This window comes from Anaerolineales bacterium (assembly GCA_015075625.1).
GTDB lineage: Bacteria > Chloroflexota > Anaerolineae > Aggregatilineales > UBA2796 > UBA2796.
The window spans coordinates 67046-90917 of record JABTTZ010000003.1; the positions used below are offsets into that span (position 1 = coordinate 67046).

The 23872-nt window shown below is 55.8% G+C and carries 23 protein-coding genes and 1 tRNA gene; 19 read left to right on the top strand and 5 right to left on the bottom strand.

The annotated features are described in order from the left end of the window. Position 1: 1 nt before the first annotated feature. Positions 2-565, bottom strand: coding sequence for a dCTP deaminase (locus tag HS103_14485; protein MBE7514007.1), 564 nt, complete (start codon positions 563-565; stop codon positions 2-4). Positions 566-571: 6 nt separating this feature from the next. Continuing rightward, positions 572-2335 (bottom strand): arginine--tRNA ligase, encoded by a 1764-nt coding sequence (locus tag HS103_14490; GenBank protein MBE7514008.1) that lies wholly within the window; start codon positions 2333-2335, stop codon positions 572-574. An 83-nt stretch (positions 2336-2418) separates the two neighbouring features. Here HS103_14490 and HS103_14495 point away from each other — a divergent pair, with 83 nt between their 5' ends. The 10 genes from HS103_14495 (at position 2419) to HS103_14540 (ending at position 10046) form a co-directional block, all read left to right on the top strand. Then, positions 2419-2934, top strand: a complete 516-nt coding sequence (locus tag HS103_14495; protein MBE7514009.1) for a diacylglycerol kinase family protein — start codon at positions 2419-2421, stop codon at positions 2932-2934. 133 nt (positions 2935-3067) lie between these two features. Then, on the top strand, positions 3068-3718 hold the full coding sequence (locus HS103_14500) for a translation initiation factor IF-3 (protein MBE7514010.1): 651 nt from the start codon (positions 3068-3070) through the stop codon (positions 3716-3718). A gap of 171 nt (positions 3719-3889) precedes the next feature. Next, a complete protein-coding gene (locus HS103_14505; protein MBE7514011.1) occupies positions 3890-4075 on the top strand; it encodes a 50S ribosomal protein L35 in 186 nt (61 codons plus the stop codon). Between the two features lie 55 nt (positions 4076-4130). Next, positions 4131-4484 (top strand): 50S ribosomal protein L20, encoded by a 354-nt coding sequence (gene rplT, locus HS103_14510; GenBank protein ID MBE7514012.1) that lies wholly within the window; start codon positions 4131-4133, stop codon positions 4482-4484. Positions 4485-4543: 59 nt separating this feature from the next. After that, positions 4544-5311 carry an RNA methyltransferase gene (locus HS103_14515; protein MBE7514013.1) on the top strand — a complete coding sequence of 256 codons (768 nt, stop codon included), beginning with the start codon at positions 4544-4546 and terminating at the stop codon, positions 5309-5311. A gap of 20 nt (positions 5312-5331) precedes the next feature. Continuing rightward, positions 5332-6099: an HAD family hydrolase gene (locus HS103_14520; protein MBE7514014.1), complete on the top strand. Its 768-nt coding sequence runs from the start codon at positions 5332-5334 to the stop codon at positions 6097-6099. Between the two features lie 150 nt (positions 6100-6249). Beyond that, on the top strand, positions 6250-6933 hold the full coding sequence (locus HS103_14525) for a PspA/IM30 family protein (protein ID MBE7514015.1): 684 nt from the start codon (positions 6250-6252) through the stop codon (positions 6931-6933). 23 nt (positions 6934-6956) lie between these two features. Beyond that, positions 6957-7691, top strand: a complete 735-nt coding sequence (locus HS103_14530; GenBank protein MBE7514016.1) for a (d)CMP kinase — start codon at positions 6957-6959, stop codon at positions 7689-7691. Continuing rightward, positions 7688-8932, top strand: coding sequence for an MBOAT family protein (locus tag HS103_14535; protein MBE7514017.1), 1245 nt, complete (start codon positions 7688-7690; stop codon positions 8930-8932). The genes HS103_14530 and HS103_14535 overlap by 4 nt, the downstream gene beginning before the upstream one ends. After that, entirely contained in the window at positions 8925-10046 is a 1122-nt protein-coding gene (locus tag HS103_14540; protein ID MBE7514018.1) for a hypothetical protein, read from the top strand. The genes HS103_14535 and HS103_14540 overlap by 8 nt, the downstream gene beginning before the upstream one ends. A gap of 30 nt (positions 10047-10076) precedes the next feature. Here HS103_14540 and HS103_14545 read toward each other — a convergent pair whose 3' ends face one another. Further along, positions 10077-13379, bottom strand: coding sequence for an AAA family ATPase (locus HS103_14545; protein ID MBE7514019.1), 3303 nt, complete (start codon positions 13377-13379; stop codon positions 10077-10079). A 122-nt stretch (positions 13380-13501) separates the two neighbouring features. Between HS103_14545 and HS103_14550 the strand changes: the two genes are divergently transcribed. The 4 genes from HS103_14550 (at position 13502) to hisF (ending at position 18673) form a co-directional block, all read left to right on the top strand. Then, entirely contained in the window at positions 13502-14947 is a 1446-nt protein-coding gene (locus HS103_14550; protein ID MBE7514020.1) for an FAD-dependent oxidoreductase, read from the top strand. Positions 14948-15065: 118 nt separating this feature from the next. Next, positions 15066-15713, top strand: coding sequence for a molybdopterin-dependent oxidoreductase (locus HS103_14555; protein ID MBE7514021.1), 648 nt, complete (start codon positions 15066-15068; stop codon positions 15711-15713). Positions 15714-15742: 29 nt separating this feature from the next. Further along, on the top strand, positions 15743-17644 hold the full coding sequence (locus tag HS103_14560; GenBank protein ID MBE7514022.1) for a hypothetical protein: 1902 nt from the start codon (positions 15743-15745) through the stop codon (positions 17642-17644). Positions 17645-17917: 273 nt separating this feature from the next. Next, positions 17918-18673 carry an imidazole glycerol phosphate synthase subunit HisF gene (gene hisF, locus HS103_14565; protein ID MBE7514023.1) on the top strand — a complete coding sequence of 252 codons (756 nt, stop codon included), beginning with the start codon at positions 17918-17920 and terminating at the stop codon, positions 18671-18673. On the opposite strand, the gene HS103_14570 is transcribed toward hisF, so the two are convergent. Continuing rightward, a complete protein-coding gene (locus HS103_14570; protein MBE7514024.1) occupies positions 18670-19635 on the bottom strand; it encodes an MBL fold metallo-hydrolase in 966 nt (321 codons plus the stop codon). The two genes, hisF and HS103_14570, sit on opposite strands and share 4 nt — an antisense overlap. Between HS103_14570 and HS103_14575 the strand changes: the two genes are divergently transcribed. The 3 genes from HS103_14575 (at position 19634) to HS103_14585 (ending at position 22191) form a co-directional block, all read left to right on the top strand. Further along, positions 19634-20929, top strand: coding sequence for a cytochrome P450 (locus HS103_14575; GenBank protein ID MBE7514025.1), 1296 nt, complete (start codon positions 19634-19636; stop codon positions 20927-20929). The two genes, HS103_14570 and HS103_14575, sit on opposite strands and share 2 nt — an antisense overlap. Positions 20930-21223: 294 nt before the next feature. Further along, on the top strand, positions 21224-21841 hold the full coding sequence (locus HS103_14580; protein MBE7514026.1) for a hypothetical protein: 618 nt from the start codon (positions 21224-21226) through the stop codon (positions 21839-21841). Between the two features lie 38 nt (positions 21842-21879). Further along, entirely contained in the window at positions 21880-22191 is a 312-nt protein-coding gene (locus HS103_14585) for a hypothetical protein (GenBank protein MBE7514027.1), read from the top strand. A gap of 118 nt (positions 22192-22309) precedes the next feature. Here the strand turns inward: HS103_14585 and HS103_14590 are convergent, their stop codons facing one another. Beyond that, positions 22310-23101 carry an SDR family oxidoreductase gene (locus HS103_14590; GenBank protein MBE7514028.1) on the bottom strand — a complete coding sequence of 264 codons (792 nt, stop codon included), beginning with the start codon at positions 23099-23101 and terminating at the stop codon, positions 22310-22312. A gap of 116 nt (positions 23102-23217) precedes the next feature. Between HS103_14590 and HS103_14595 the strand changes: the two genes are divergently transcribed. Together HS103_14595 and HS103_14600 are read left to right on the top strand one after the other, a co-directional pair. Next, positions 23218-23289 (top strand) — tRNA-Gln (locus HS103_14595). Between the two features lie 128 nt (positions 23290-23417). Next, a complete protein-coding gene (locus tag HS103_14600; protein MBE7514029.1) occupies positions 23418-23867 on the top strand; it encodes a cupin domain-containing protein in 450 nt (149 codons plus the stop codon). Positions 23868-23872 lie beyond the last annotated feature (5 nt).

Sequence of the window (23872 nt, forward strand, 5' to 3'; positions counted from 1 at the left end):
GTTAGGACTCGCTCACTTTGGGGAGGACGATCCCCTGTTGGTTTTGATATTTTCCGGCGCGGTCAGCGTAGCTCACCTCACACCCCTCATCCGCTTCAAAAAAGAGGACTTGGGCAATGCCCTCCCACGCATAGATGCGGGCGGGAAGCGGCGTTGTGTTGGAGATTTCGAGGGTGACGTACCCCTGCCATTCAGGCTCGAAGGGAGTCACGTTTACGATCAATCCACAACGTGCATATGTACTTTTCCCTAAACAAATTGTTAATACGCTGCGCGGGATGCGAAAGTATTCGACGCTGCGGGCAAGGACGAACGAATTCGGCGGGATCACACAAATATCCCCTGTGTAATCAACAAAGGAGGAAGGGGCAAAGTTCTTCGGATCAACAACGGCAGAATGAACATTCGTGAAGATTTTGAATTCGTCTGTCACGCGCATGTCATAGCCATACGAGCTTAGCCCATAACTGATCACACCCTTTTCCTGCGTCCGTTCGGCAAAGGGGTTGATCATATCTTGTTCATGCGCCATGCGGCGAATCCAATGATCGGGTTTGAGTCCCATGTGTTGTTATTCCTCCCCTTCAGGGGTTGGAGCTGTCTGGTTTTTCGTCTCGCGGCGTTCCATAACCTCTGGGGCAGACATGCCCATGAGCGACAACAGACGAGCGAAGACGACCTTCACAGCGGCATAAAAGCGCAGCCGCGCCTTTTGAACAGCGGAGGAGAGGTCTTCCTGTTCGGAGAGAACGCGGACATTATCGTAAAGGGGATGGAACGCTCCGGCGAGTTCGAGGGCAAAAAATGCCACCCGCTGCGGCGCCATCTCTGAGATCGCAATGGCGATCCGTTCGGGAATCTCAATCACTTTGCGCAGAAAGGCGCGTTCCTCCGCGCCGAGGTGATTCAGGTCTGCACCTTCGATGGTGAGTCCCTTTTCGGCGGCTTTGCGAAGGATTCCGGCGCAGCGCACGTGGGCGCTCTGGATGCGGTAAACGGCGTTCTCGTCGCCTTGCGAACGCGCCAAGTCCAGATCAAAGTTCATGCTTGTGTTTGGGCTTTGCGCCAACATAAAGTAGCGCACAGCGTCAGCGCCAACATCGTCAAGCAGTTCGTCTAATTCGACAAAATCGCCGCGCCGTGTGGACATCCGGCGCGTTTCGCCCCCCTCCACAAGTTCCACCATCTGGTGGATGATCGTGCGCACCACAGAGGGATCATAGCCAAGTGCCCGCACGCCGAGAAGAACCTGCGGGGCGGTGGCGGCGTGATCTGCCCCAAAAACATCTACGATCAGGTCAAAGCCGCGATCCAGCTTGTTTTTGTGGTAGGCAATATCGGGAAGACGGTAGGTTGGCTCGCCCGTCCGTTTGACAATGACGCGATCTTTTTCATCGCCCAAAGCGCTTGATTTGAAGAACACCGCGCCATCCTGCTCGTAAGCGTAGCCGCGTTCGCGCAGCGCCTCAATCGTCTCTTGAACAGCGCCCTCCGTGTAGAGGCTGCTCTCGTTGAAAAACGAGTTATGGCGGATGTTCACACGGTGCATACTGTGTTTGATGCGCTCAATAATCGCCCGCGCCCCGAATTGGCGGAAGTCATCCAGGGGGGCATCGCGCAGAGAATCCCCTTTGAGGGCAAGAAGAGCGGCGGCAAGCATCCGAATGTAAAGCCCCTTGTAGCCCCCCTCAGGGTAAACAATCGGCTCACCGAGAAGTTCAAGGTAGCGGGCGCGAATGCTCTCACCGAGTTTGTTCATCTGCTGACCAGCATCGTTGAAGTAATATTCGCGGGTGACGCTGTACCCCTGTGTCTCCAGCAGATTGGCAAGGGTATCCCCCAGAACACCACCCCGAATACGGTGGACGCTGAGGGGTCCGGTGGGGTTGGCGCTGACATACTCTACTTGGGCGGTTTTTCCCGCCCCGTCGCTGGTGGTGAAGGCGCGTTCGCCCGCTCCCAAAAGGTAATCGACTTGGGCAGCCACCCACACCTCGGAGAGCCGAAGATTAACAAACCCCGGTGGGGCAACCTCTGCCGCGCTGACGAGTTCGGAAGGCGGGAGGTGGGCGACGATGATCGTGGCAATCTCTAAGGGAGGCTTTCCCGCTAGTTTTGTCACCTGTAGGGCAACGGCGGAGGCATAATCGCCCATCTCTGGGCGCTTCGGGCGCTCGATGCGCACATCGGGAATGGCAAATGAGGGCAACACGCCGGCGGTTTGGGCGGCGATGATTCCCGCCCGAATTAGCGTAGATAGTTGGTGCGGAAGAAGGCTCACGGTGTTCAGCGGACTCCTAGTGACGGTGCGGAGTGCGATTGTAGCAGGCTTCACAAAGAGGATCAACCAAAAATGAAGAAAAAGGGGAGAAATGGGCAATCGCCGCTATACTTGATGGTGAAAAGGTGCGCTAAAAAATGACAGCCATGCTCGACAACATAAATCCAGACTCTCCGTCGCCCCGTCCCACCCGTCCTCTGCTCCGTTGGCATCCCGATACGCTAGAGACGCTTGGCACACAACCGGAACACTATAGTCCAATGACCAGCACCAGCCGCCTAAAAAGCCTCCGCTATGCGCTGGCGGGGTGGCTGTATATGCTGAAGTACCAAAAAAACACCCGTATTCAGGCGGTGGTATCAATCATCGTGTTTGGGGCAGGGCTGTGGCTGGCGCTGCCGCCTTTTGAGTGGGCAATCCTCATTTTGATCATCACTATCAACTGGATGGCGGAATTTGTCAACGCCGCCATTGAAGCGGCGGTAAACCTTGCCAGCCCTGACCTGCACCCTATGGCGCGGGTGGGGAAGGACGTTGGGGCGGCGGCGGTACTGCTGACCTCTGTTGCGGCGGTGATCATCGGAGCGCTCATTTTGGGTCCGCCGCTGCTGGCAAAACTTGAGCCGCTGATCATTGATCTGCTGCGGCGCTGAGCGAAAGAGAATAAGTCACCCTCCGGCAACCGATCACAATTGACTCCGCCTGTCTCTTGTGCTAGGATAATCTTTCAATCATGTTTAAGGTTTGCGATTCAGTGGCGCACGGCGCTTGAGAAGGTAGGTTCGTATCAGTACGGAAGAATATCGCGTTAACGAACAAATTCGGGGTGTGCAGCGTGTGCGCCTGATCGTCACCGGCGCGGATGGCGCGAATGAGAACGTTGGGTTGGTGACATTCCGTGAGGCAATGACCATTGCCCAAGAACGCGGATTGGATTTGGTAGAAGTTGCCCCGAACGCGGACCCGCCTGTGTGCCGTGTCATGGATTACAGCAAATTTCTTTACGAACAGTCAAAGAAGCAACGCGAGGCACGCAAGGCGCAAAAAGTCATTGAGGTCAAGGAAATTCGCCTTCAGATGAAGACGAATGACTATCACCTCGGCTTTAAATTGCGCGATGCGCGGCGGTGGCTTGGGGAAGGGATGAAGGTAAAGGTGAAGCTCGTCTTTCACGGGCGGGAGATCACCTATGCCGATATTGCTCGTAACCAGATGAACGAGATCGTCAAGGAACTTTCCGATGTTGCCATTGTGGAACAGTATCCGACGATGGAAGGGCGGGCGATGTTCATGCTATTTGCCCCTAACGCCAATGCCGAAAAAGCGGAAAAAGCTGAACGGGCTGAGAAAGTGGCGAAGAAATCTGCCGAAGCTGCTGGCGCGAAACAACCAGCAATGCCGCCCACCGAAGGGGATAGCAAACCGCCCAAAGCTTAACCTGCTCCACGTTGCTGTTTAGGCAAAGGCAATGGGTGAGGTCAAGACAAACCGTAAGTCGTCTATGTACACACCGCATGGGTCTACCTGCGGTGTTGCCATGCTAGGAGAGAGAAGACCGTGACGAAGTTCAAGCTGAAAACGCATAAGGCGACGGCAAAGCGCTTTCGCATGACGGGTTCTGGGAAACTCGTCCGCACGAAGGGTGGCAAAAGCCATTTGCGCCGTCGCACCACTAAACGCACGAAACGCTTGTTCCAGCGGATGTTGGAGGTTTCCAACAAGGCGGAACGCCGTCGTGTCCGTCGTCTTGCCCCTTATTTGGGCAAGCACAAAGCAAACCCGCCGCGTGGCTGATCGCTAAGCCGGCACCCTACCCTGTTACTGAGTATAAGACGAGAGAGAATAGCCAATGGCGCGTACAAAAGGCGGTTACGTTACCCGCCGCAGTCATAAGAAAATTTTGAAGTTGACCAAAGGGCAGTGGGGCAGCAAACATTTGCTATTCCGCCGCGCCAACGAAGCGATGATGCAAAGCCTGTGGTATGCCTACCGTGACCGCCGCCAGCGCCGCCGCCAGCTGCGCCGCCTGTGGATCGCCCGCATCAACGCGGCAGCACGACTCTACGGCACAAGCTACAGCCGGCTGATCAACGCCTTGAAGAAGGCGGACATCATCCTTGACCGGAAGATTCTTGCCGACCTTGCTGTGCGTGATATTGACACCTTTCAGAAGATTGTCAGCGCCGCGCTGAAATCCGCCTAAAAGCCTCCACCGCGCCGCCTCTCCACAAGAGGGTTGGCGTTTCGGGGGAAATGGGTCACATGATCAGCAGCCCGCACAACGAGCGCCTCAAGTATATTCGCGCCCTCCAAAGCAAGCCGCGCCTCCGTCGGGAGGATGGACGGGCTGTTTTGGAGGGTGTTCGTTTGATTAGCGATGCGTTGGCGGCGGGCATTCGCCCCGAATTTGTCGTCTACAGCGCAGAGGCAACCCAAGAAGGCAAGGGAGGGGCGGCACTCTTGAACACCCTCAACGCCCACCATGTGCTATGCCTTGAGACCACAGCGGCGCTTCTTACCCAAGCAGCGGAGACGACCACCCCACAAGGGGTCATTGCCGTTGTCCCGCTGCCGCACCTTGCCCTGCCGCACCCCTTACGCCGCGCTCTGATTTTGGATGCCATAAGCGACCCAGGCAACCTCGGTACAATCTTGCGAACGGCGGCGGCGGCGGGCGTGGATGCCGTCTTTTTGGCGCCGGGCTGCGCTGATCCTTACAGCGGCAAGGCACTGCGGGCAGGGATGGGGGCGCATTTTCGTATTCCAGCAAGCCCCACCGGATGGGCGATGATTCAGGAAACATGTGGGGGATTGACGGTTTACCTTGCCGATGCCGAAGGAGAACGATCCTACCGAGCGGTGGATTGGGCGCAGCCTCATGGCGTGATCATTGGCGGCGAGGCACGCGGCGCGGGTGACGCGGCACGGGCGCTGGCGACAGGGCGCATCCGCATCCCAATGGCGAACGATGCGGAGTCCCTCAATGCAGCGGCAGCGGCGGCAGTCATTTTATTCGCCGCGCAGGGCTGATCAGGCTATAATAGGCGCTTATGAGTTCTCTAAAAGCTGTCCTTTTTGATATGGATGACACGCTTCTCGATTGGTCGCGGCGAAGCGGCGATTGGGCAAGCCATGAACGCGCCCACCTTCAGCACGTCTTTGATTACGTTGTGGAGACCATCCAGCCCATTTTTTCCCCCGTCGCAGACTTTTTCGATGAGGTGCGGCGTATTTCTCGGCAGGCGTGGTTGGACGCCGAATACACCTATCACGCCCCTCACTATGGGGAGGCGCTGCTCATGGCGTTTGATCTGATGGGCGTCCCCCGCGCCAAATTGGATATCAATGTCTGTCTGCGGCGCTATGATTGGCAGGTTGCCTCCGGTGTCACCTGTTTCCCCGATGTGCCAGAGGCGCTGGCAGCCCTACAACAGCAAGGAATTGCGATGGGTGTGGTGACGAATGCCAGTGTTCCGATGTGGATGCGTGATCAGGAATTGGCAGCTTTCAACCTCCTCAATTACTTTGGAGCGTGCCGCTTCGCCGCCGCCGATGTGGGCTTCATCAAGCCGCACCAAGCCATTTTCCGCGCAGCCCTCGATTGTTTAGGCGTTTCTCCCTCAGAGGTCGTCTTTGTGGGCGATAACCCCGTTGCTGATGTTGCCGGAGCGCAAAAGATGGGAATGCGTGCAGTCTTGCGTCTTTTGGATCACCGTCCGCCGATGGTGGCGCTAGGGGAGATCGTCCCCGATGGAGAGATCAAGACGCTTCTCGATCTGCTGCCGCTGTTCGATGACTGGTATCCAGGGTGGCGGTAGTCCGTCCTTCAGCGTCAGCCAGAGTTCTTGAGGGGATGCTTGATTCTTTCCTCGGAATCGTTTCCCCTGCCAACCTATGTTACAATGCTCTGCGGTGAGATCATTTTGGTTTGGGTAAGCTAGAGATATAGACAGGGAAAGGGCAAATCTGTGGCGCAGTCAATTCTTGAAAAAATCCAAATCGCCATCTCCGCTAGCCTTCACAGCATTGTGGATAAGGCGCTTGAATCGAATTCGATCAAAGTCATGGATGAATACATCCGCCGCGCCGAGCGCGACCTTGATCAGTTGGAGACGGCAATTGTCACCGTTGGTGGGAGCGTTCGCACGCTGAAGCGGAAACACGAAGAAATTGCCGCCCAAGCCGAAAAGCTGGATCGGGATATTGATACCCTTCTGACGCGGGGACAGGCAGATATTGCGGCGAAGATGCAGGCAAAGCTGAACACGCAGCAGCAGCTTGCCCAAAGCTACTACGAACAATGGCAGGGGCAAGAGTCAGAATATAAGAAGATGCTCGACGCCAAACTGAAGATGGAATCGAAACTTGGCACGGCGCGGCAAGAACGCGAACACCTTGCCGAACTGATGAAACTTGCCGAGGCAAAGGCGCAGACAACAAAAACCATTAAGAGCCTTGCCGATATTCAAGGGATTGGCGATACAGACATTAAGCGTGTTGCCGATGCTATTCGTGAGCGGCTCGATCAGGAAGACGCTAAGCTCGAACTTGCTGGCACGCGCCTTTCCGAACAGGTGGAAGATGTCCTTGAAAGTACGGTGGTCGATCAGCAGCTTGAGGAACGCAAGAAGCGCCTCGGCTTGACCTCTTAGGTCACCACTGCAATGAGTCTGCTATGAGTGCACCGCGCACGATTGCGCTTGATGGACCCGCCGGCGCGGGCAAAACGTCGGTGGCATCCGCTGTTGCCCGCCGCTTGGGATACGTGTTTGTGGATACGGGGGCATTTTACCGTGCCGTAACCTTTGCCGCCCTCCGCGAGGGTGTCATTGAGGACGGCGCGGCGGCGATCACAGCGCTTGCCCAACGCCTCCATTTGGAGATCAGACCCGCTCTCGAGGATACCCAGACACCGTACCGCATCTTCTGTGATGGAGAGGATATCACCGCCGCCCTCGGTGAAAAACGGGTGGAAGCCCGCGTCTCTACTGTCGCTGCGATTCCCGCTGTCCGTGTGGCGTTGGATGCTGCTTACCGCATAATTGCCGCTGCCCACGAAAAAGTGATCATGGCAGGACGCGATATTGGGACGGTTGTCCTTCCCGACGCTGATCTGAAGATTTACCTTGACGCCTCGCTCGATGTCCGTGCTCAGCGGCGCTTTCGACAATCCACTTCGGTACAGTCTGCTTCTGCCACAGAGGGGCGGACAGCAACCATTGACGACACGAAACATGCTATCGCCGGACGGGATAAGCTGGACTCGGAACGCGCTGTCGCGCCGCTCCGTCCGGCGGAAGACGCCCATCACATCCTCACCGATGCGCTCAGCACAGAAGACGTGATCGCCCATGTGATTGCCGTTATTCAAGCATGGGCGCCGAAAACGGCGGATGACAGCCGCCCGTGACACTTGGCGGGCTTGTGCTGATGGCTGGCGCGGCGTTGGCTACCCGCCTTGCCGTTGGTCTAGGGGCGGCGCGGCGACGTGATTTGCTCTGCCTTCTGAGCCTTGTCGCACTCTACGCCCTCCAAACGGATGCCCCGCCCACCGCAGCGCTGATCACGGCGATCAGCATCGGGCTGATTGGTGCGGTGTGGTGGATCGCCCTACGGACGACGATCACCCCCACCCCATCCCCCACCGAGGACGAAGCAGCGCAGATGCGTTTGGCATTGGCGCTCATGGTCGGGATTGTCGCCATTTTCATTGTCCTCAAACTCCCTGCCTTGTGGCGGGCGCTGAGCGCCCTCAGCAGCGGTAAAAGCGCCGCCCTCATTGCGTGGATCGGCTTTTCCTACATCGCCTTCCGGCTGCTTCATGTCTTGCTCGATTTTCGGGCGCGGCGCATGGCTGCCGTCCCCCCACGTGATTTTTTGACCTATGTCTTATTCTTTCCAACGCTTCCGGCGGGACCGATTGCCCGTATTGAATCCTTCACAAAGGCGTTGGATGCCCCATTGGAACGCGATCAGCTTGCCGAAGGGGCGCGGCGGATCGCCGTGGGCTTGCTGAAGAAATTTGTTTTTGCGGATACCTTAGCCCTGATCGCCTTGAATCCGACGCTTGCCGCGCAGACGGAACACACACTCGCTTTATGGGTGATGCTTTACGCCTACGCCCTTCGCCTTTTCTTCGATTTCTCCGGCTATGTTGATATTGCCATTGGAATTGGTCTGTGGGCGGGCGTTCGCCTGCCGGAAAACTTTGCTGCACCGTACCTCAGGACGACGATTACCGCCTTTTGGAATGCATGGCATATCACGCTTTCTACATGGTTTCGCCTCTACTTTTTCACCCCGCTTAGCCGCACCCTCTTACAAGGCGGCGTAAAGGCGCGACTACTGGTGATCTTCATCGCTCAAGTCAGCACAATGATCGTCATTGGTTTGTGGCACGGAATCGCCCTCAATTTCGTCTTGTGGGGGGCGTGGCATGGCGTGGGGCTATGGGCGCACAAGGTGATTGTGGATCGGACGCGGGGCTGGACTGCTTATGTCAGTGAACGCCCGCTGCTGAAAGGGATGATCGCCTTTGCTGGGTGGGCGCTGACCTTCCAATTCGTCGTCGTTGGGTGGGTCTTTTTTGCCCTTCCCGATGGGGCGTTAATCTTAAAAACATTGCGCGGCTTGGTGGGGATTCATGGCTAAACCACTCTGGGGGGCGCTGCGGGTGGGACTGAAGGTGGCGATTCTGTTCGCCCTTTTTAATCTTCTTTATGTTCTGGTTCAGCCCTTGAGCCTGTTAAATCGTCTGACGGTCTATAACCTCTATGTACCCGGGCGGGCACGCCTGCCCTTCAGCGAATTTCCGGCGGAGTCCTACAATCTGACGCTGACGACACTTGATCACATGATCGCCTCGCACGAGATCGCCCGCCTAAAAGGGGCGGATGAATTTCGGGTGGCGCACCTCGGTGATTCTTCTGTGTGGGGCTACCTCTTGAAACCCTCCGAAACACAGGCGGCGTGCCTGACGGCGCTTCAGCAGAAAAGCGCCGATGGACGGATGATTCACGTTTACAACCTCGGCTACCCAACGCTCACCGTCGTCAAGGATTTGCTGATTCTGCGGCGGGCGCTTAACCAGCAGCCCGATTTGATCCTATGGTCAACCTCCCTTGCCTCGCTTTATCCAGGCGATCAACTTGATTTTCCGATCATTCGTGGGCAGTATGCAGAGGTGGCGCGGCTGATTGCCGACTATGATTTCCATTTTGGGGAATGGGCAACCCTTACGCCCCCCTCGGTATGGGATCAGACCTTTTTCGGGCAGCGGCGGGCGCTGGCAGATTGGCTGCGTTACGAACTTTACGGGGTGGCGTGGGCGGGGACGGGGATCGATCACACGATCTCGAAGGTTGTCCCCCCACACCCAACGAGTTTTCCCCCCGATGAAAATGTCCTCTCAGTGAATGTCATTTCCCTTCAAGAGGCAGGGCGTTTCAGCGCAGAGGATTTAGCGTGGCGCGTGATTCAAGCGGGGATTGACGAGGCGGCGGCGCGGGGCGTACCGGTGATCCTCGTCAACGAGCCGATCTACCGCCACCCCGACCATCCCACCCGCTACAACACCTATTACCCGCGTTGGGCGTATGACAGCTACCGTGAGACGATGACGGCGCTGGCGGAAAAGCAGGGGTGGCGCTATGCTGATTTGTGGGATGCTGCCCCCGCCGATCACTTCACCGACACCGATTTTCATTTGAGGGTGGGGGCAAACTGTGCCTATGCTCAGGAACATCTCGCCCCGCTGATTCATTAGATCACCCTGACAAAACCACCCACAAACCGCTTAGATGATCCGTGCCAAGCGCTGCTGCACGGCTGCCAATTCTGCCTTTAGCCCATGCTTTTCAAAGAGTTCTGCGGCGTGTGTCCACTGACTCTTTGCCCCGTTTAGGTCGCCACGTTGGTGAAGCGCCGCACCCCACAGTGTGCGCGTCCGCGCCAATTCTGGTGGGGAGATGTTCCCCTCAAGCAGTTCGACGGCGCGGCTCATGTGGGTATCAGACTCAGCCCATTCACTACGTTGGGCGCAAACACGCCCCAACGTCCGGCGGGCAATTGCCTCGCTTGTGGGGTTACCAATTTTTTCGGCAATTTGAAGAATCGCGGTGGCAAGCCCTGCGGCTTGGTCAAACTCCCCCGCATTTGCCAAAACCTCGGAGATGAGCGCCCCAAAAATATCATCCATGATGATCGGTCCACCCCCCAACTCCGCTTTGAGGGCACTGCGTTGGGCAACGACGGTCAGGGCGTCTTTATGATTTCCACGCTGGCTGTGAGCAATTGCCTGATAGCCAAGCGCCATATATTCAAAGACTTTGTTGCCCATCTTCGCCGCCGCCGCCGCCGAATGTTGGCTTTGGTTGACCATCTCGTCAATATCGTTCGTTTGGTAGTACACCCAACAGGCCGGTCCGTGCGATGATGCCAACAAACTGTGATCATTCATTTGGATTGCCCGTTGGATTGCCGCCTGAACGCTTTGCTTCGCCTCTTCAAATTCGCCCATAGAGGCAAGGGCAACACCATAGAACGAGCTTGCCGAAACCCATTCCCGCCAATTCCCCAGTTTTTCAAAGAGCATCCGCGCTTGTTGCAGAAGCGGTTTGCCCTTCGCGTGCTGCCCTCGGAAGGTGGTGGCAACCCCAATGGCGTTGGAGGGGATAGCGATCATCTCTGGATCGTTCAGTTCCTTTGCCCCTGCCAAAACTTGTTGAAACTGCCCCAACGCTTGAAGAAGTTCGTTTTTATACATGAACGCCCGCCCGCGCCAATAGGCGATGGTCAGTTCACGACGACGATCCCCTTCAGGAAGGCTTTTTAGAAGGGTTTCTGCCTCCTCCAAACGGGTGAGTTGGGTGGCGGGAGGGTCAGCGGCGATGGATGCCTGTACAAGCGTCAGAAGGGCGTCGATCCGTTCACGGCGGGCTGCTTCACTATCGGGGAGGGTTGCCAAAACCTCCAACGCCCGCGCCAAATGCTTACGGGCATCCAGATAGGCATTCAAACTGAGGGCATAATTGCCAGCGGCAATGGCGTAATGGGCTTCCTTTACCGCCTCGCCCGCCATACTCCAGTGATGGGCAAGCGCTGCCGAAAATGCCTTCCCTTCAGGGTATGTTTCTTCCAGCGCCCCCGCAATCACGCGGTGTAGACCGGGGCGTATGTCCTCTGGAAGGTCAACCAAAACAGCCGAGCGCAGTTTGTCATGGACGAACCGCCATAGTTTATCTTGGCGCTCCAACACAGCGGCAGCGGCACAGCGCGTCAGCCACCCTTCGTCTGCTTGCTTGGCAGTAGCGTGTTCTAGTACGACGAGATCAAGATCGCGCCCTAAGACCGCCGCCAAACGGAGGATGGCAAGATCGGCTTCGGTGATGAACGTCAGGCGGCGCTGAAGAATCTGTTGTATGCCTCCGGTGATGACGGTTATAGGCAATTCAGCGGTGCTGATTTTGTTCAAACTTCCGGCATGTTCGGCAAGGGCGCGGACAACCTCTACCACAAAGAAGGCATTTCCTTCTGTTTCCTGCCTCAAAAGGTTGACGAGATTGGGGCTGTTCCCCGCTGAACCAAGTATTGATTGGCTGAGCATGGCAATTTCCGGGGATGCCAACCGTTGGAGCGTGAGCGTTGCCACGTCGGGATAGCGCGTCCCTAAGGCGGGCATTTCATCATCACGGTATGTGCCGATGACCAAGACTGGCAGATGGGATAAGGCGGGGATAATTTTTCCCAATAGTTCAAGGCTGGCTTCGTCTGCCCAGTGAAGGTCTTCCAATTTGATTAAAAGAGGGCGGCGTTGGCGGCTGAGAAGGGCGGTGATCACGCCTACCAACCGCTCTTGGGCGGCTTTCGCGTCCAGCGGGGGCGGATCGCTTACGGGGCGCTCTAGATAATCGCCAATATCGGGGAGGAGCATTTTGATCGTTGAGGCTTCCTCATCAGAAATATCGGTGAGAATCACCAACCAGCGCAGGACATCCCGCCATACTTGGTAGGGAGAGCTTCCATCTTGAACTGCTTGCCCCCGTGCCACGTTCAAGCCCTTGACCAACGCCAACGTGCGTATCTCAGCGATCAGACGGGATTTACCAATGCCGCTCTCGCCGCCAATCAGCACCGCTCCACCTAGCCCCTGCCCAGTTTGTTTGAGGCGTGCTTCTAAAATCTCCATCTCGGTTTGCCGTCCAACAAAGCGTGCTGCTTGGAGAAAACTCTCCCGAATAGCGACGGTTTCTTGGACAAGCGGCTTCCCCGTAATCTGATTGATCGCCTCTAGCGATTCATTGAGATCGGCAAAGCGTTGGTCAGGTTGTTTCGCTAAAAGTTTTGTCAAAATGTGTTGGAGAGGGGGCGTCAGTTCGGGATGATCCATCGTTGGCATGACATTCATAGTGTCATGGAGAAAGTGCGAGAGGTCGTTCGTATTGAACGGATGCCGCCCGACAAGCAGTTGATAGGCGATCACCCCAACGGCATACTGATCAGAGGCAGGGACGACATTTCCCTGACGGAACATTTCCGGCGCCATATACGCCAGTGTTCCAGAGGCGTTGTCTTTGGCTGTGGGCTGATCCGCCTCCATCGAAAGACCGAAATCCAACACCTTCACGTTGTTGCTCACAACCATGACATTGGTAGGCTTCAGATCACGGTGGATGATTCCCCGCCGGTGCAGGTAGATCAACGCCAGAATAAGTTCCCCAATCAGACACAGTTTCACCTCGAAAGGGCGCTCGGTGCCGTAGTGGATAATCGTCTGCGCCTCGGTGAGCAAGTCCATCGTGAAGAAAGGCTGTGCCTGAGCATCAAAGCCGTAATCCAAGACGCGGATGATGTGTGGGTGTTGAAGGGTTGCCAAAAGTTGAAATTCGCGTGCCAGCGCTAAGCGCAGGGTTTGGGTATCCGTGCTTTGCGAATCGAAGGAGGACGACCCCATATCGAGTTGAAGAAGTCGCTTAAGCGCCACCATACTTCCCGTTAGGCGATCTTGGGCGCGGTAGACAACCCCCATCCCGCCGGAACCAATCTCCTCTCCTAAACGATAGCGCGTATTGATAAACAAGGTTGGCGTTATAGTCGTCATAAGGCGGCTCACTTTGTATCGATGTATATCAATGGAGGTGACGCAGATCGAACCAAAACCGTCTCTAGAGTATATACTATTTCTTCGTTGAGCTAAGCCATTCACCATGAGAGGGAGTTTTTATGCCAGATATCACGATCATTGGGGCAGGGTTAGCGGGAATGGTTGCCGGTCTGCGGCTGCTCCAACGTGGTTGTACGGTGACCATTTACGACTCGGACGTCCGCACCGGCGGGAAAGCTGGTTCAATTTTAAAAGATGGACGCTATGAAGATCACGGCTACCATGTGTTTCCGGCTTGGTACTTGAATGTTTGGAGCTTAATCAATGAACTGGGCATTTATGATAACTTTGACCGTACCGTAGGCTTTCGTCGTTTGGGGCGGGGGGATCGACAAAACCCGCAATACATGCCTTTTTTCACGCCTTCCGTGCTGCTGCTCTATTCGATCCTCGATCTGATCAGTCGGGGGGATTCGTACCTCGGTGATGAGAGCATCTACGGCTTTTTGCACTCCCGCACGTACTACACAGATGATCTCGCCTTTCAGTATCAAGACCTCATTCTAAAGGCACTCTCCGACCCTAGCTACGAAGTCTCCGCGCTGACGATGCGCGATGTGTACCGTCAGCAACTGCGCTACCCCAACCCGGCGTGGAGTTGTACTAAGGGCAACCTTCAAGAGTTTTGGGTCAAGCCCATCGAAGACGCCGTGCGCAAACTTGGCGGGACAATCCATCTTCAAAAGACCCTGACACAGATCAACTTTGAGGGAAACAGCGTCAAAAGCATCGCCATTCGGGATAACGAGGGGACAGAAACGACGCTCCCCGTTGAGCGCTTACTGATGACCGTTCCCCCAGAGCAGTTTTCGCGCTTGGTGAACGACGCCATGTTCCGCACCGACCCCGAACTACTCGAAGTGGAGTATCTGAAATCAGGACCGCAGGCGTCCTTGAATGTTTATCTAAACAAGAAAATCCCCGGCATTCCGCGCCACCACATTAGCCTTATTCATTCAAAATATGCTCAGACGTTTATCGACATCTCCCAAATTTGGGAGGGGCTAAACGACGGAAATACCGTCCTCCAGAGCCTTGCCTCAGACATTACAACCCTGCTTCCGCTCAGCAAGGGGCTGATTGAGGAAGAAATCTTGAACGAACTTATGGCATATCTCCCCTTTGATAAAAGCAATGTGGTACGCACCGTCTTACAAACGAACGCCGATTCGCCTCTGTTCAAAAACGATGTTGGGTCGGAACTTTACCGCCCGCACACCCGCACAAAAATCCCGAACCTCTACATGGCGGGGGATTGGTGCATCTCCCATGTGAATCTTGCCTCGATGGAAAATGCGGTGACAACGGGGCTGATGGCGGCGGAAGCCATACGCTTTGACCTAAAAATCGACAAGCCGGTGACGATTTTGATGCCCAAGCTCTATCCGCAGTGGGCGCTGGCGGTGCTGCGCTTTGTCTTGACGCCAGTGGCATGGATAGCAAAGGTGGTTGATACGGTGCAATCGCTCTTCCAGCGGGGGAAAAAGGCAGCCCCTGTTGCCTGATGCTGACTGACAATTCAGGGTGTGTCTGTTATGAGAGAAACACCCTGGGTCGCCCATACACCACAACAAACTTTGCTATAATTTCAAGGAAGTTTGTTTTGTATAGGATGTTCTCATCATGAGTTTCCTACTCCGTCGTGAAAAGGAAGAGCAGGTCAAGAATCAAGGGCGGCTGCCCCCCGGTCAATCCCTCACACAGAAGTTCCCCGTCCTACATTACGGCGGCGTACCCATGTATGAAACCCTTGCCCGCTGGACATTCCGCATCTTTGGCTTGGTGGAACAAGAAAAAACGTGGTCGTGGGAAGAATTCAACAAACTCCCCCGCCACCAAGTGACCCTCGACATTCACTGCGTAACCAGTTGGAGCAAGTTTGATTGTCTGTGGGAGGGCATCCATGTCAAGACGCTCGTTGAGGCGGGCTTGATCAAGGTGAAACCAGAGGCAAAATTTGTTATTCAACACTGCGAGTTTGGCTACACGACGAATACCCCGCTAGAAGCTGTCTTCAGCGAGAATTTTTTGCTTGCCACCCATTTTGATGGCAAACCGCTTGACCCCGAACATGGCTACCCCTTGCGCGGGCTGATGGGAGCGGTGGCAACGCAAAAAACAGACACAGATCTTTACCTCTGGAAGGGCGGAAAGTGGCTGCGGGGGCTGGAATTTACGGCGACAGATCGCCCAGGCTTTTGGGAGATGGCGGGGTACTCGAACACTGCCAATGTGTGGCGGGAAGAACGTTATTGGCATAACCGCCGCTAAGCGCGGGCAGTAACTAAAAAGGAGAGGCAATGAGGGTAAGATCACAGCACCTTGCTTGGCTTGTGGCGCTTGTCCTCATTGGGGCGGTCTTGCGCTTTTATGGTATTGGGCGCGAACCGTTGCGCGGAGACGAGGCGTTCGCCGTTCGTTATTGGGCGTCCTCATCAACCTTCCTCTTGAATGATAAAACGGGTTTGGCATGGCGCGAGCCGCACCCCCTCGGTACGTTTTTCTTGTTTGGGGCATGGAAGGCACTGGTAGGCGAGAGCGAAATAGCCATGCGCCTTCTGCCCGCCTTGCTCAACCTGCTTGGGATTCCCGCCCTCTATGTCATAGGGCAAAGGTGTGACCGTCGAACTGCTTCCGATAATGTAATTTATCAGCAAAAAGACCATCCGCCTCTCAAGCCTTTCTCGGTTGGGCGTTTTGCTGCCCTTTTGTGGGCGATCAATCCCTTTCTCATTTGGCACAGCCAAGACGTGCGCAACTACGCGATTTGGGCGGGGTTGGCGGCGGTTTCCCTATGGACGATGGTACGCCTTTTCCGCCCAAATCCGTCTCGTTGGGATTGGGCCGCCTTTGCTGTGGTGAACACCGCCGCCCTCTATGTCTTTTTCCTCCATGGCTTTTTGATCCTCGCCTATATGGTATTCATTCTGGTGCAGCAGCGGGAGCGCCTCCAAATTTGGGTGGTTGTTGTCGGTGGGATGAGCATCGCCTGTTTCCCCTTGTTCTATCAAGCGGTGCGTTTGGCAGGGAGCGGCTATCAAGGGGCGCTCACCCCCGCCGAGGGCGGGAAATTAGCCCAGTTTGCCAGCATTTTGCTTTGGGGAGAGACTCTCCCTCTCGCCCTGCGCCCCTTTGCCATCCTCGCCTCTCTTTTTATTGGTGGGCTGTGCCTAGCGGCGGCGATCACGATGGGGGGAGGACGCTCAGCAGAGAGGAGAACGCTAGGGCTGTGCAGCGCTCTAATTGGTATTCCCCTCGTTCTGTTGATTGTGGCGGCGGGACGCTTGGCGGTTTTTGACGCTCGCTATCTCATTGGCTCACTTCCTGCTCTGTTGATGATTGTTGTTTTGGGAGCGGAGGCGCTCCCACGCCTGCTTGGGCAAGGGGTGATTGCCCTCTGTGTGGGCATATCTTTGGCGGGAATTGTTGGCTACCACGCGCCGGATTATCACAAAGCGCCAGATTGGTACGGACTTCGAGACTATCTGCTGAGGAACGCCAATACGGGTGGAACGCTGCTGATGGTTTCCCTCGATCCGGCAACGGGTGTTCTTGACCCCGCCCTTGATTATTATGTGCGCCATATTCATACCCTTCCTTTTCCGCTACCCGGAGCAGATATGCCAGGCTTGATCAGGGAACGCTTGGAACATGGGCGAGTGTGGTTCATCCCTAGTGGGGAGGGCAGTGCCGAGGCAGAAGCGGTGCTGCGGGGGCGAGGTGTTCTGATCAGCGACGACAGGGCGGGGCGCTCCTTCCTTGTGCGGCAGTACCGCGCCCCGACGCTGATTTGGGATGAGCCGGATAAACGCCTAAGCGCCGCTTGGGTCAATGGTGCACGTTTGAACGGCTATGGGCTGACGGGGATTCCCAACACGGGAGGTGCGCTAACGCTGATCCTCTATTGGGAGACTCCTCCTCCTGCTGGCGTCACAACCTTTGTCCATCTGCTGACCGATCCAAGCCGGCCACCCACTGCCCAAGCCGACAAACCCAGTGACGGAACGCCCCGTGACCTCTATCGGCTTGATCTGACAAAGACAGCCCCTGCGGAATATGGTCTCGTCATTGGGCTGTATGATCCGCTCACAAACACCCGCATCCCTCTCAGCGATGGCACAACAGGGCTGCGCTTGGAGACTGTTTCCGTTGATCCAGAAGGGACTCCCTTTATAGTAAAGATAATACGGATAGTAAACTAGGGTCTGTTGACGGTTTGGGGTTAGAACCCCTAACCTCCCCTGCCCCCTTTCCCCGTACACAGGGAAAGGGGGCAGGGCGCGTCCCTACGGGCGTGCGGGCGGAATGGCGGGTTAGAATGTCAACACACTCTAGTTCCCGGACACGCCTTTTAGCGGCGGGATCATGAGCGAGCTTAGCCATTTTGACAGCCGAAATTCATTATTCAGCGGTGCATTATGAACAACGACTCAGTACAATCTACGCCCTAGTGAGCGTGGAGACTCTGAGACTTTATGCTGGCAAAACGGATTATCCCTTGTCTGGATGTGAATGGTGGGCGCGTGGTGAAAGGCGTTAATTTCATCAATCTACAGGATGCTGGCGACCCTGTTGAACACGCCCAAGCCTATGACCGCGAAGGGGCAGATGAACTTGTTTTGCTCGATATTACCGCCTCTCACGAGGGGCGCGAGACGCTTCTTGATGTGGTGCGGCGCGTTGCCGATTCTGTGTTTATACCGTTTTGCGTAGGGGGGGGCTTGCGCAGCGTGGAGGATATTCGGGCAACGCTCCTCGCCGGGGCAGATAAAGTCTCGTTGAATTCCAGCGCGGTGCGCACACCAACCTTGATCACCGAGGGGGCGCGGTACTTCGGCAGCCAGTGTATCGTTGTTGCCATAGACCCCAAATGGGCAGGTGATCATTGGGAGGTCTATATCAATGGTGGGCGTGTCCCCACAGGGCTGGATGCGCTTGAGTGGGCAAAACAGGTTGAAGCATTGGGCGCGGGCGAGATTTTGTTGACGAGTATGGATCGGGATGGGACGCGAGAGGGGTATAACATCCCACTCACTCGCGCCATTGCCGAATCCGTTTCCATTCCGGTGATAGCCAGCGGGGGCGCCGGGTCAAAAGATCATTTTGCCACTGCCTTCAGCGAGGGAAAAGCAGACGCCGCCCTTGCCGCCAGCCTCTTTCACTACCGCGATCTGACCATTGCCGAGGTCAAGGCATATCTTGCCGCGAAGGGTATTCCTGTACGCGCCTAAACGGTGAGGATCAAGGTGTCGTAGGCAAACATAACCTCCGGTATGATCCCCTGTCGTGCCGCATTGATCCGCCGTGCCACCTCCTGATACTCGGTGAGGTGAAGGCGGTCTGTCTCGTTCAGGTGAACGAACACTACACGTTCGGCATCAAGGCAGCGTAATAGGTCTAAAACCTGCCCATGTGTTATTTCTCGTTTCAAAAGCGGGTGATTCAGCGGGATGCGGCGCTCGCCCGTAAGTGGGTGGAGATCAAAGACCCCTGCCGGTATAAATACGAGGTCAAGATGTCCTAAATCCGGCGGGGGCAACCACCCGAACACCTCATCGATCAGAATCAACACTCGTTTGGGGCGTTCGTCTGTCCATTCCAAAAGAAAACCACAGGCGATCTCCTCAGCGAGTTGGAGCGGGGTTACTTTTACACCCTGAATGATCACTGACTCATGGGTAGGGATGATGGCAACCGTGATCACCCCTGCCGCCACTGCGTAATCGCACTTTGTTTTGAGGGCGTGGTATTCCTCGAAGGTTGCTGCGACATTGACGGGAAGGTAGACGGTTGTTGGGTTGACGACGGGTGGAAATTCATAAAGCGACTCAGGATTTGAGTTCCAATTTCCCTCCCACACGCGAAACCCCGCCGTATGATCGGGATGCCAATGGCTGTAAAAGACAGAATCAACGCGGAGGATGCCTGCGCGGTTAAGCTGCACAGCGATTTCTTCTGGGGTGTCGATCAACAGCTTCAGATCGTGAATGAATAGGGAAGGACCATAACGCGTGTAGGGTGCGCCTTTTTGCCGTGCTTCAACACAGATGGGGCAAGGGCAAAACGGGCGCGGAACGCCCCATGCCCCGCCTGCCCCCAAAACTTCGATTCGCATTCCGCTTGGCTTGCTCCATTCATACAAAAGGTACAATGCAGTGTAATTGTACACATCCATAAGGTGATAGGCGCTCATGCCCCCCATCCCAACGCCCAACCCACACACCGCTCGCCGCGCCCTACGTGCTATTCTTGAGGCGCGGTCACCTCTTGCGGGCTTAGCTGTTTTCGCCCGCGATCTCGGCAATGTTTACCGGATCACCTTGCCCGGTTTTAATCCGGTAATGGTGGCGGGGGCAGAGGCGTGCCGTTGGGTTCTGGTGGAGGCACGTGAGGATTTACGCTGGAACTCTCCCGGCGATCCTATTGCTGTACTGCTGCGGGAGGGATTACTTGTTGCGGATGGTGAGATTCATGACACAATGCGGGCGCGGATGAACCCTGCTCTGCACAAGACAGCGCTCACCAGTTACCTTGAGACGATGATACACCACACCGATCGGATCGCCGCTGGGTGGTCACCGGAAACACCGGCTGACATGCTCACCGATATGCGGCGGCTGGCAATGCTCATCCTCATGGAGACGATGTTTCAAGTGGACGCCACCGCAGAGCTTGGGGCATTGTGGCGGGCGCTGCTGAAAACATTGCAGTTCATCTCGCCGGGGCTGTGGGTGATCAGCGGGCGGCTGCCCCGTCCGGGCTATGCCGGAGCGCTGAGGCAGATGGATGACTACCTCTACCGCTTAATCGCCCTACGGCGGCTGCTCCCCGAACAGCCGAACGATCTTTTGGGGCTGCTGTTGGCAACACCGGGAATCACGGATGGCCATATCCGCGATCAAATGTTGACAATGATCATCGCCGGACATGATACCAGCACCGGCTTGCTCAGTTGGGTACTCTACCTCCTCGGCAAACACCCTGATATTCAGGCGCGGGCGCGGGCAGAGGTAGCGGCGGTCTTGGGCGATGCCCCGCCAACGATGGAGAGCCTCGGCAGGTTGAAATTCGTGGGGCATGTCATTGATGAAACGCTCCGCCTTTACCCACCTGCCCATTTGGGATCGCGCATTGCCGCCCGCGATTTGGAATTCAATGGCTACACTATTCCGGCGGGGGTGCGCGTGACTTATTCTATTTATGTCACCCACCGTCACCCCGATCATTGGGAGAATCCCCTTTGCTTTGATCCAGATCGTTTTTTGCCTGAACGGTCACGAGGACGAGCGCCCTACAGCTTTTTGCCCTTTGGCGGCGGGGCGCGAAACTGCATTGGAGCAGCCTTCGCCCAAGTGGAGGCAAAGGTCATCCTTACGCGGCTACTAAGCCGCTACCGGTTTGTCTTGCTACGGGAAGCTGTTCACGAACACATGGCGGTGACGATTGAGCCGCGTCCGGGGGTCTTTATGAGGGTGGAGCGCCTTTGACTGAGAAGCGGGTACCAGAATAGGAGTCATGCTGGTGAGGATGGTCTGGGGTGGGCAGTGGTTGCTGTTGGCAGGACAACCTACCGTACCATCGCCCCATAAGGGCAGCGAGAAGCAATCGCAAAGTCGTGGCATATGGTGTTCAACCGGTGCAGGCGAATGGTTGACAGGTCTGCTCATCATGCTATACTCGCGAATGGGATAGCGTGAGGTGATCACTGGGCAAAACAACTCAGCCCATATTTCTTGTAAGAAGCTGATTGCAGCCCAATCAGCGAGAGTGCTGCAATCACTATGAATCGACTCTTCGATAAACTGCGTCGGATCATTGAAAAGCCCGCCCTAACCCCCATCGTTGATGCGCCACCCGCCCCTGCCCTTAGCAATTTTGACGCCCGCGCCGAGGTGCTATGCAAACACGCCGAACAAGCCGCTGCCTATGAAACTGATTTGATGGAACACCTAGAGCGCGTCGAGGGACAGCTTGCCCAATTGCAAGTGGGAATGGAGGCCGCCCTGGATGCCGGAGCAGACCAGCAGGCTTATGAAATTTTGCGGCTGGCAGCACGCTTTCGCCCTCAGAAAGACCTTTTGCACAATGAGATCACCGCCTTTGGGTTGGTTGCCGGGGCGCTCATCCAGCGGGTGGATGCGCTTGTTGATAATCTTGACGAGGCGCGGACATTGGCGGCGGATGGTTCGCTGAACCCTGTCGCCACAAAGCTGTTGGATACGGCGATCACGCGCCTGACGCGCTATTTTGTCCTCTTAGAGCGCGTTGCCCAGACGCGCCGCCGCGCTTTACCAGATCGCTTAGCGGAATCCCTTCTGACGGTGATCGATGACCGCCAGTTGGATTTTGAATTGGCACGATATGTCATGGCACGGCGGCGGGCGTTGGGGTCGGGGTGATACACGTTAGCGGATTACGGTTGCAAGAAGGAGGTATCATGGGAACACTTTGGGTTCATTCACAATATCGGTATGAGAAAAATCGCCCGTTTAGTGAAAGCCTTTCGGGAGATAGCGTTCATGTGGATTCGGTGATAAGGCTGATTGATAGCGCCTTTTTTTCACTCCCCAATGCCGTCCAACAAAACGCATCGGCACAACGGGCTGTAGAAAAACTCAAAAGCCGAATTAGCCGATTAAGAGGCACATCTGCGACGGGCAGCGGAATGGGGCGCAATTGGCTTTCAGAGGATATGGCAGACGGGTGGCATATTGACATTGAATTATCTGGCACAGTCGCGTTCACGTGAGGGGCTAGGGGAGCGGCCATCTAAGAGAGGTTAGAGAATCCACACCTGCGGCGCAGCGCCTAAACCCAGAACACGTGTTGGTGGGGCGGCTATCCCTGCTCCACCAATGTAACCCACATTATTTATCCAAAAACCGCGCCAAAATCCCTCGGTAGCGGTTGATCATGGCAACTTCGGTCAGGCGGGGGTAGATGTCGTTCAGCCGAGAGAACACAACCGGCAAAAGCCCGCCCATGATGTGAATCTTTTTCTTTTTCGCCACTGCGTTCAAAAGCGCCGCCGCCACCTTCTCTACCGGAACAACAGGTTGCCCCAATTTCCGCCACATGGGATGGAAGGGCTTTTCTGCCTCGGTTTCCGCCGGACTTGGCGAGAAAAACAAGACGGTGACACCCGTTCCGCGATACTCGCGGTTGACCGCCTCGCTGAAGGACATGATGCCGGCACGGGTGGCAACATCGGCGCTGAAGAAAGGGAATGCCAAGCGCCCATCGGCATAGCCGCCCATATGGGCGATGACACCCCCACCAGCGCGGCGCATGTCCGGCGCAAAGGTGCGGGTGACAAGGATTGCCCCTAGAAGATTTGTATTGAGCGTGCGCTGGATTTCCTCATCGGTCAGCAGTTCAAGCCGCTTACGAGGGCTGAATCCGGTGGCGTTGACGACAACATCAATCTGCCCCTCTGTTTTCACAACCTGATCGCGCAGGCTATTCAGACCTTCGCCATTGGTGAGATCAACGGTAGCGACACTGCCCCCTATTTCCTTTGCCAAATCAATAAGGGTGGTGGGCGTTCGGGCGGCAAGCGTTAGCCGCGCCCCCTCTGCTGCAAACGCCCGCGCATAAGCACCGCCCAATCCTCCTGATGCCCCAATAATGATGACTTTTTTTCCCTCAAAGCGTTTCATAATGTCCCTCCCACAACTGCGTGACACGCTAGGTATAGGCTGATTCGGCACTTAACGCGAGTCGGAAATCTGGCATTGTCGAACCCACAGAAGCTATGCTAAAATGATGCGCAGATTGGGGAGTGGCCAAGCGGCAAGGCAGTGGACTTTGGATCCATTATTCGCAGGTTCGAATCCTGCCTCCCCAGCAGATAAACCCTGAAGAATTCCTTCGGGGTTTTTTCTTGCCTGTGCCAAGCCAATGGCGCTCACTTCTCAAAATGGCTGAAACCTGCTATCCTCATAAAATCTTCGAGAAAAGGGACGCATTCCTGACATGACGATACAGAACACACCCAAAAGCGGCGTAATGAAGTTGGATGGTGCCCATACGGGCGTTCGCGTGGTGCGCAGTTCCGAACACGAGCGCGAGTACACACACGGGTTTACCCGTACATGGGGCATTACCAGTGAGACAACGGGAACAACCGCGCTCAGCATGGCGTATGGAAAGCTCCCCTCTGGCTCAAAGGCGCAAGCCCATTACCACCCTTTTGATACAGCAATTTACACCATTGCCGGACGCGCCCTCCTTCGTTTTGGTAAAGACCTCGAATACACAGTAGATACAAAGGCGGGGGATTTTGTCTACATCCCGGCTTTTGTTGTCCATGCGCCAGAATCCTATGGGGATGTTGAATTAGAATTCGTCGTCGCACGGACTGCCCCCGACGATGTGTATTTCCTCGCTGGTGAGGGTCCTCTTTACGAAGGAGAAGGGAATTAGTAAGG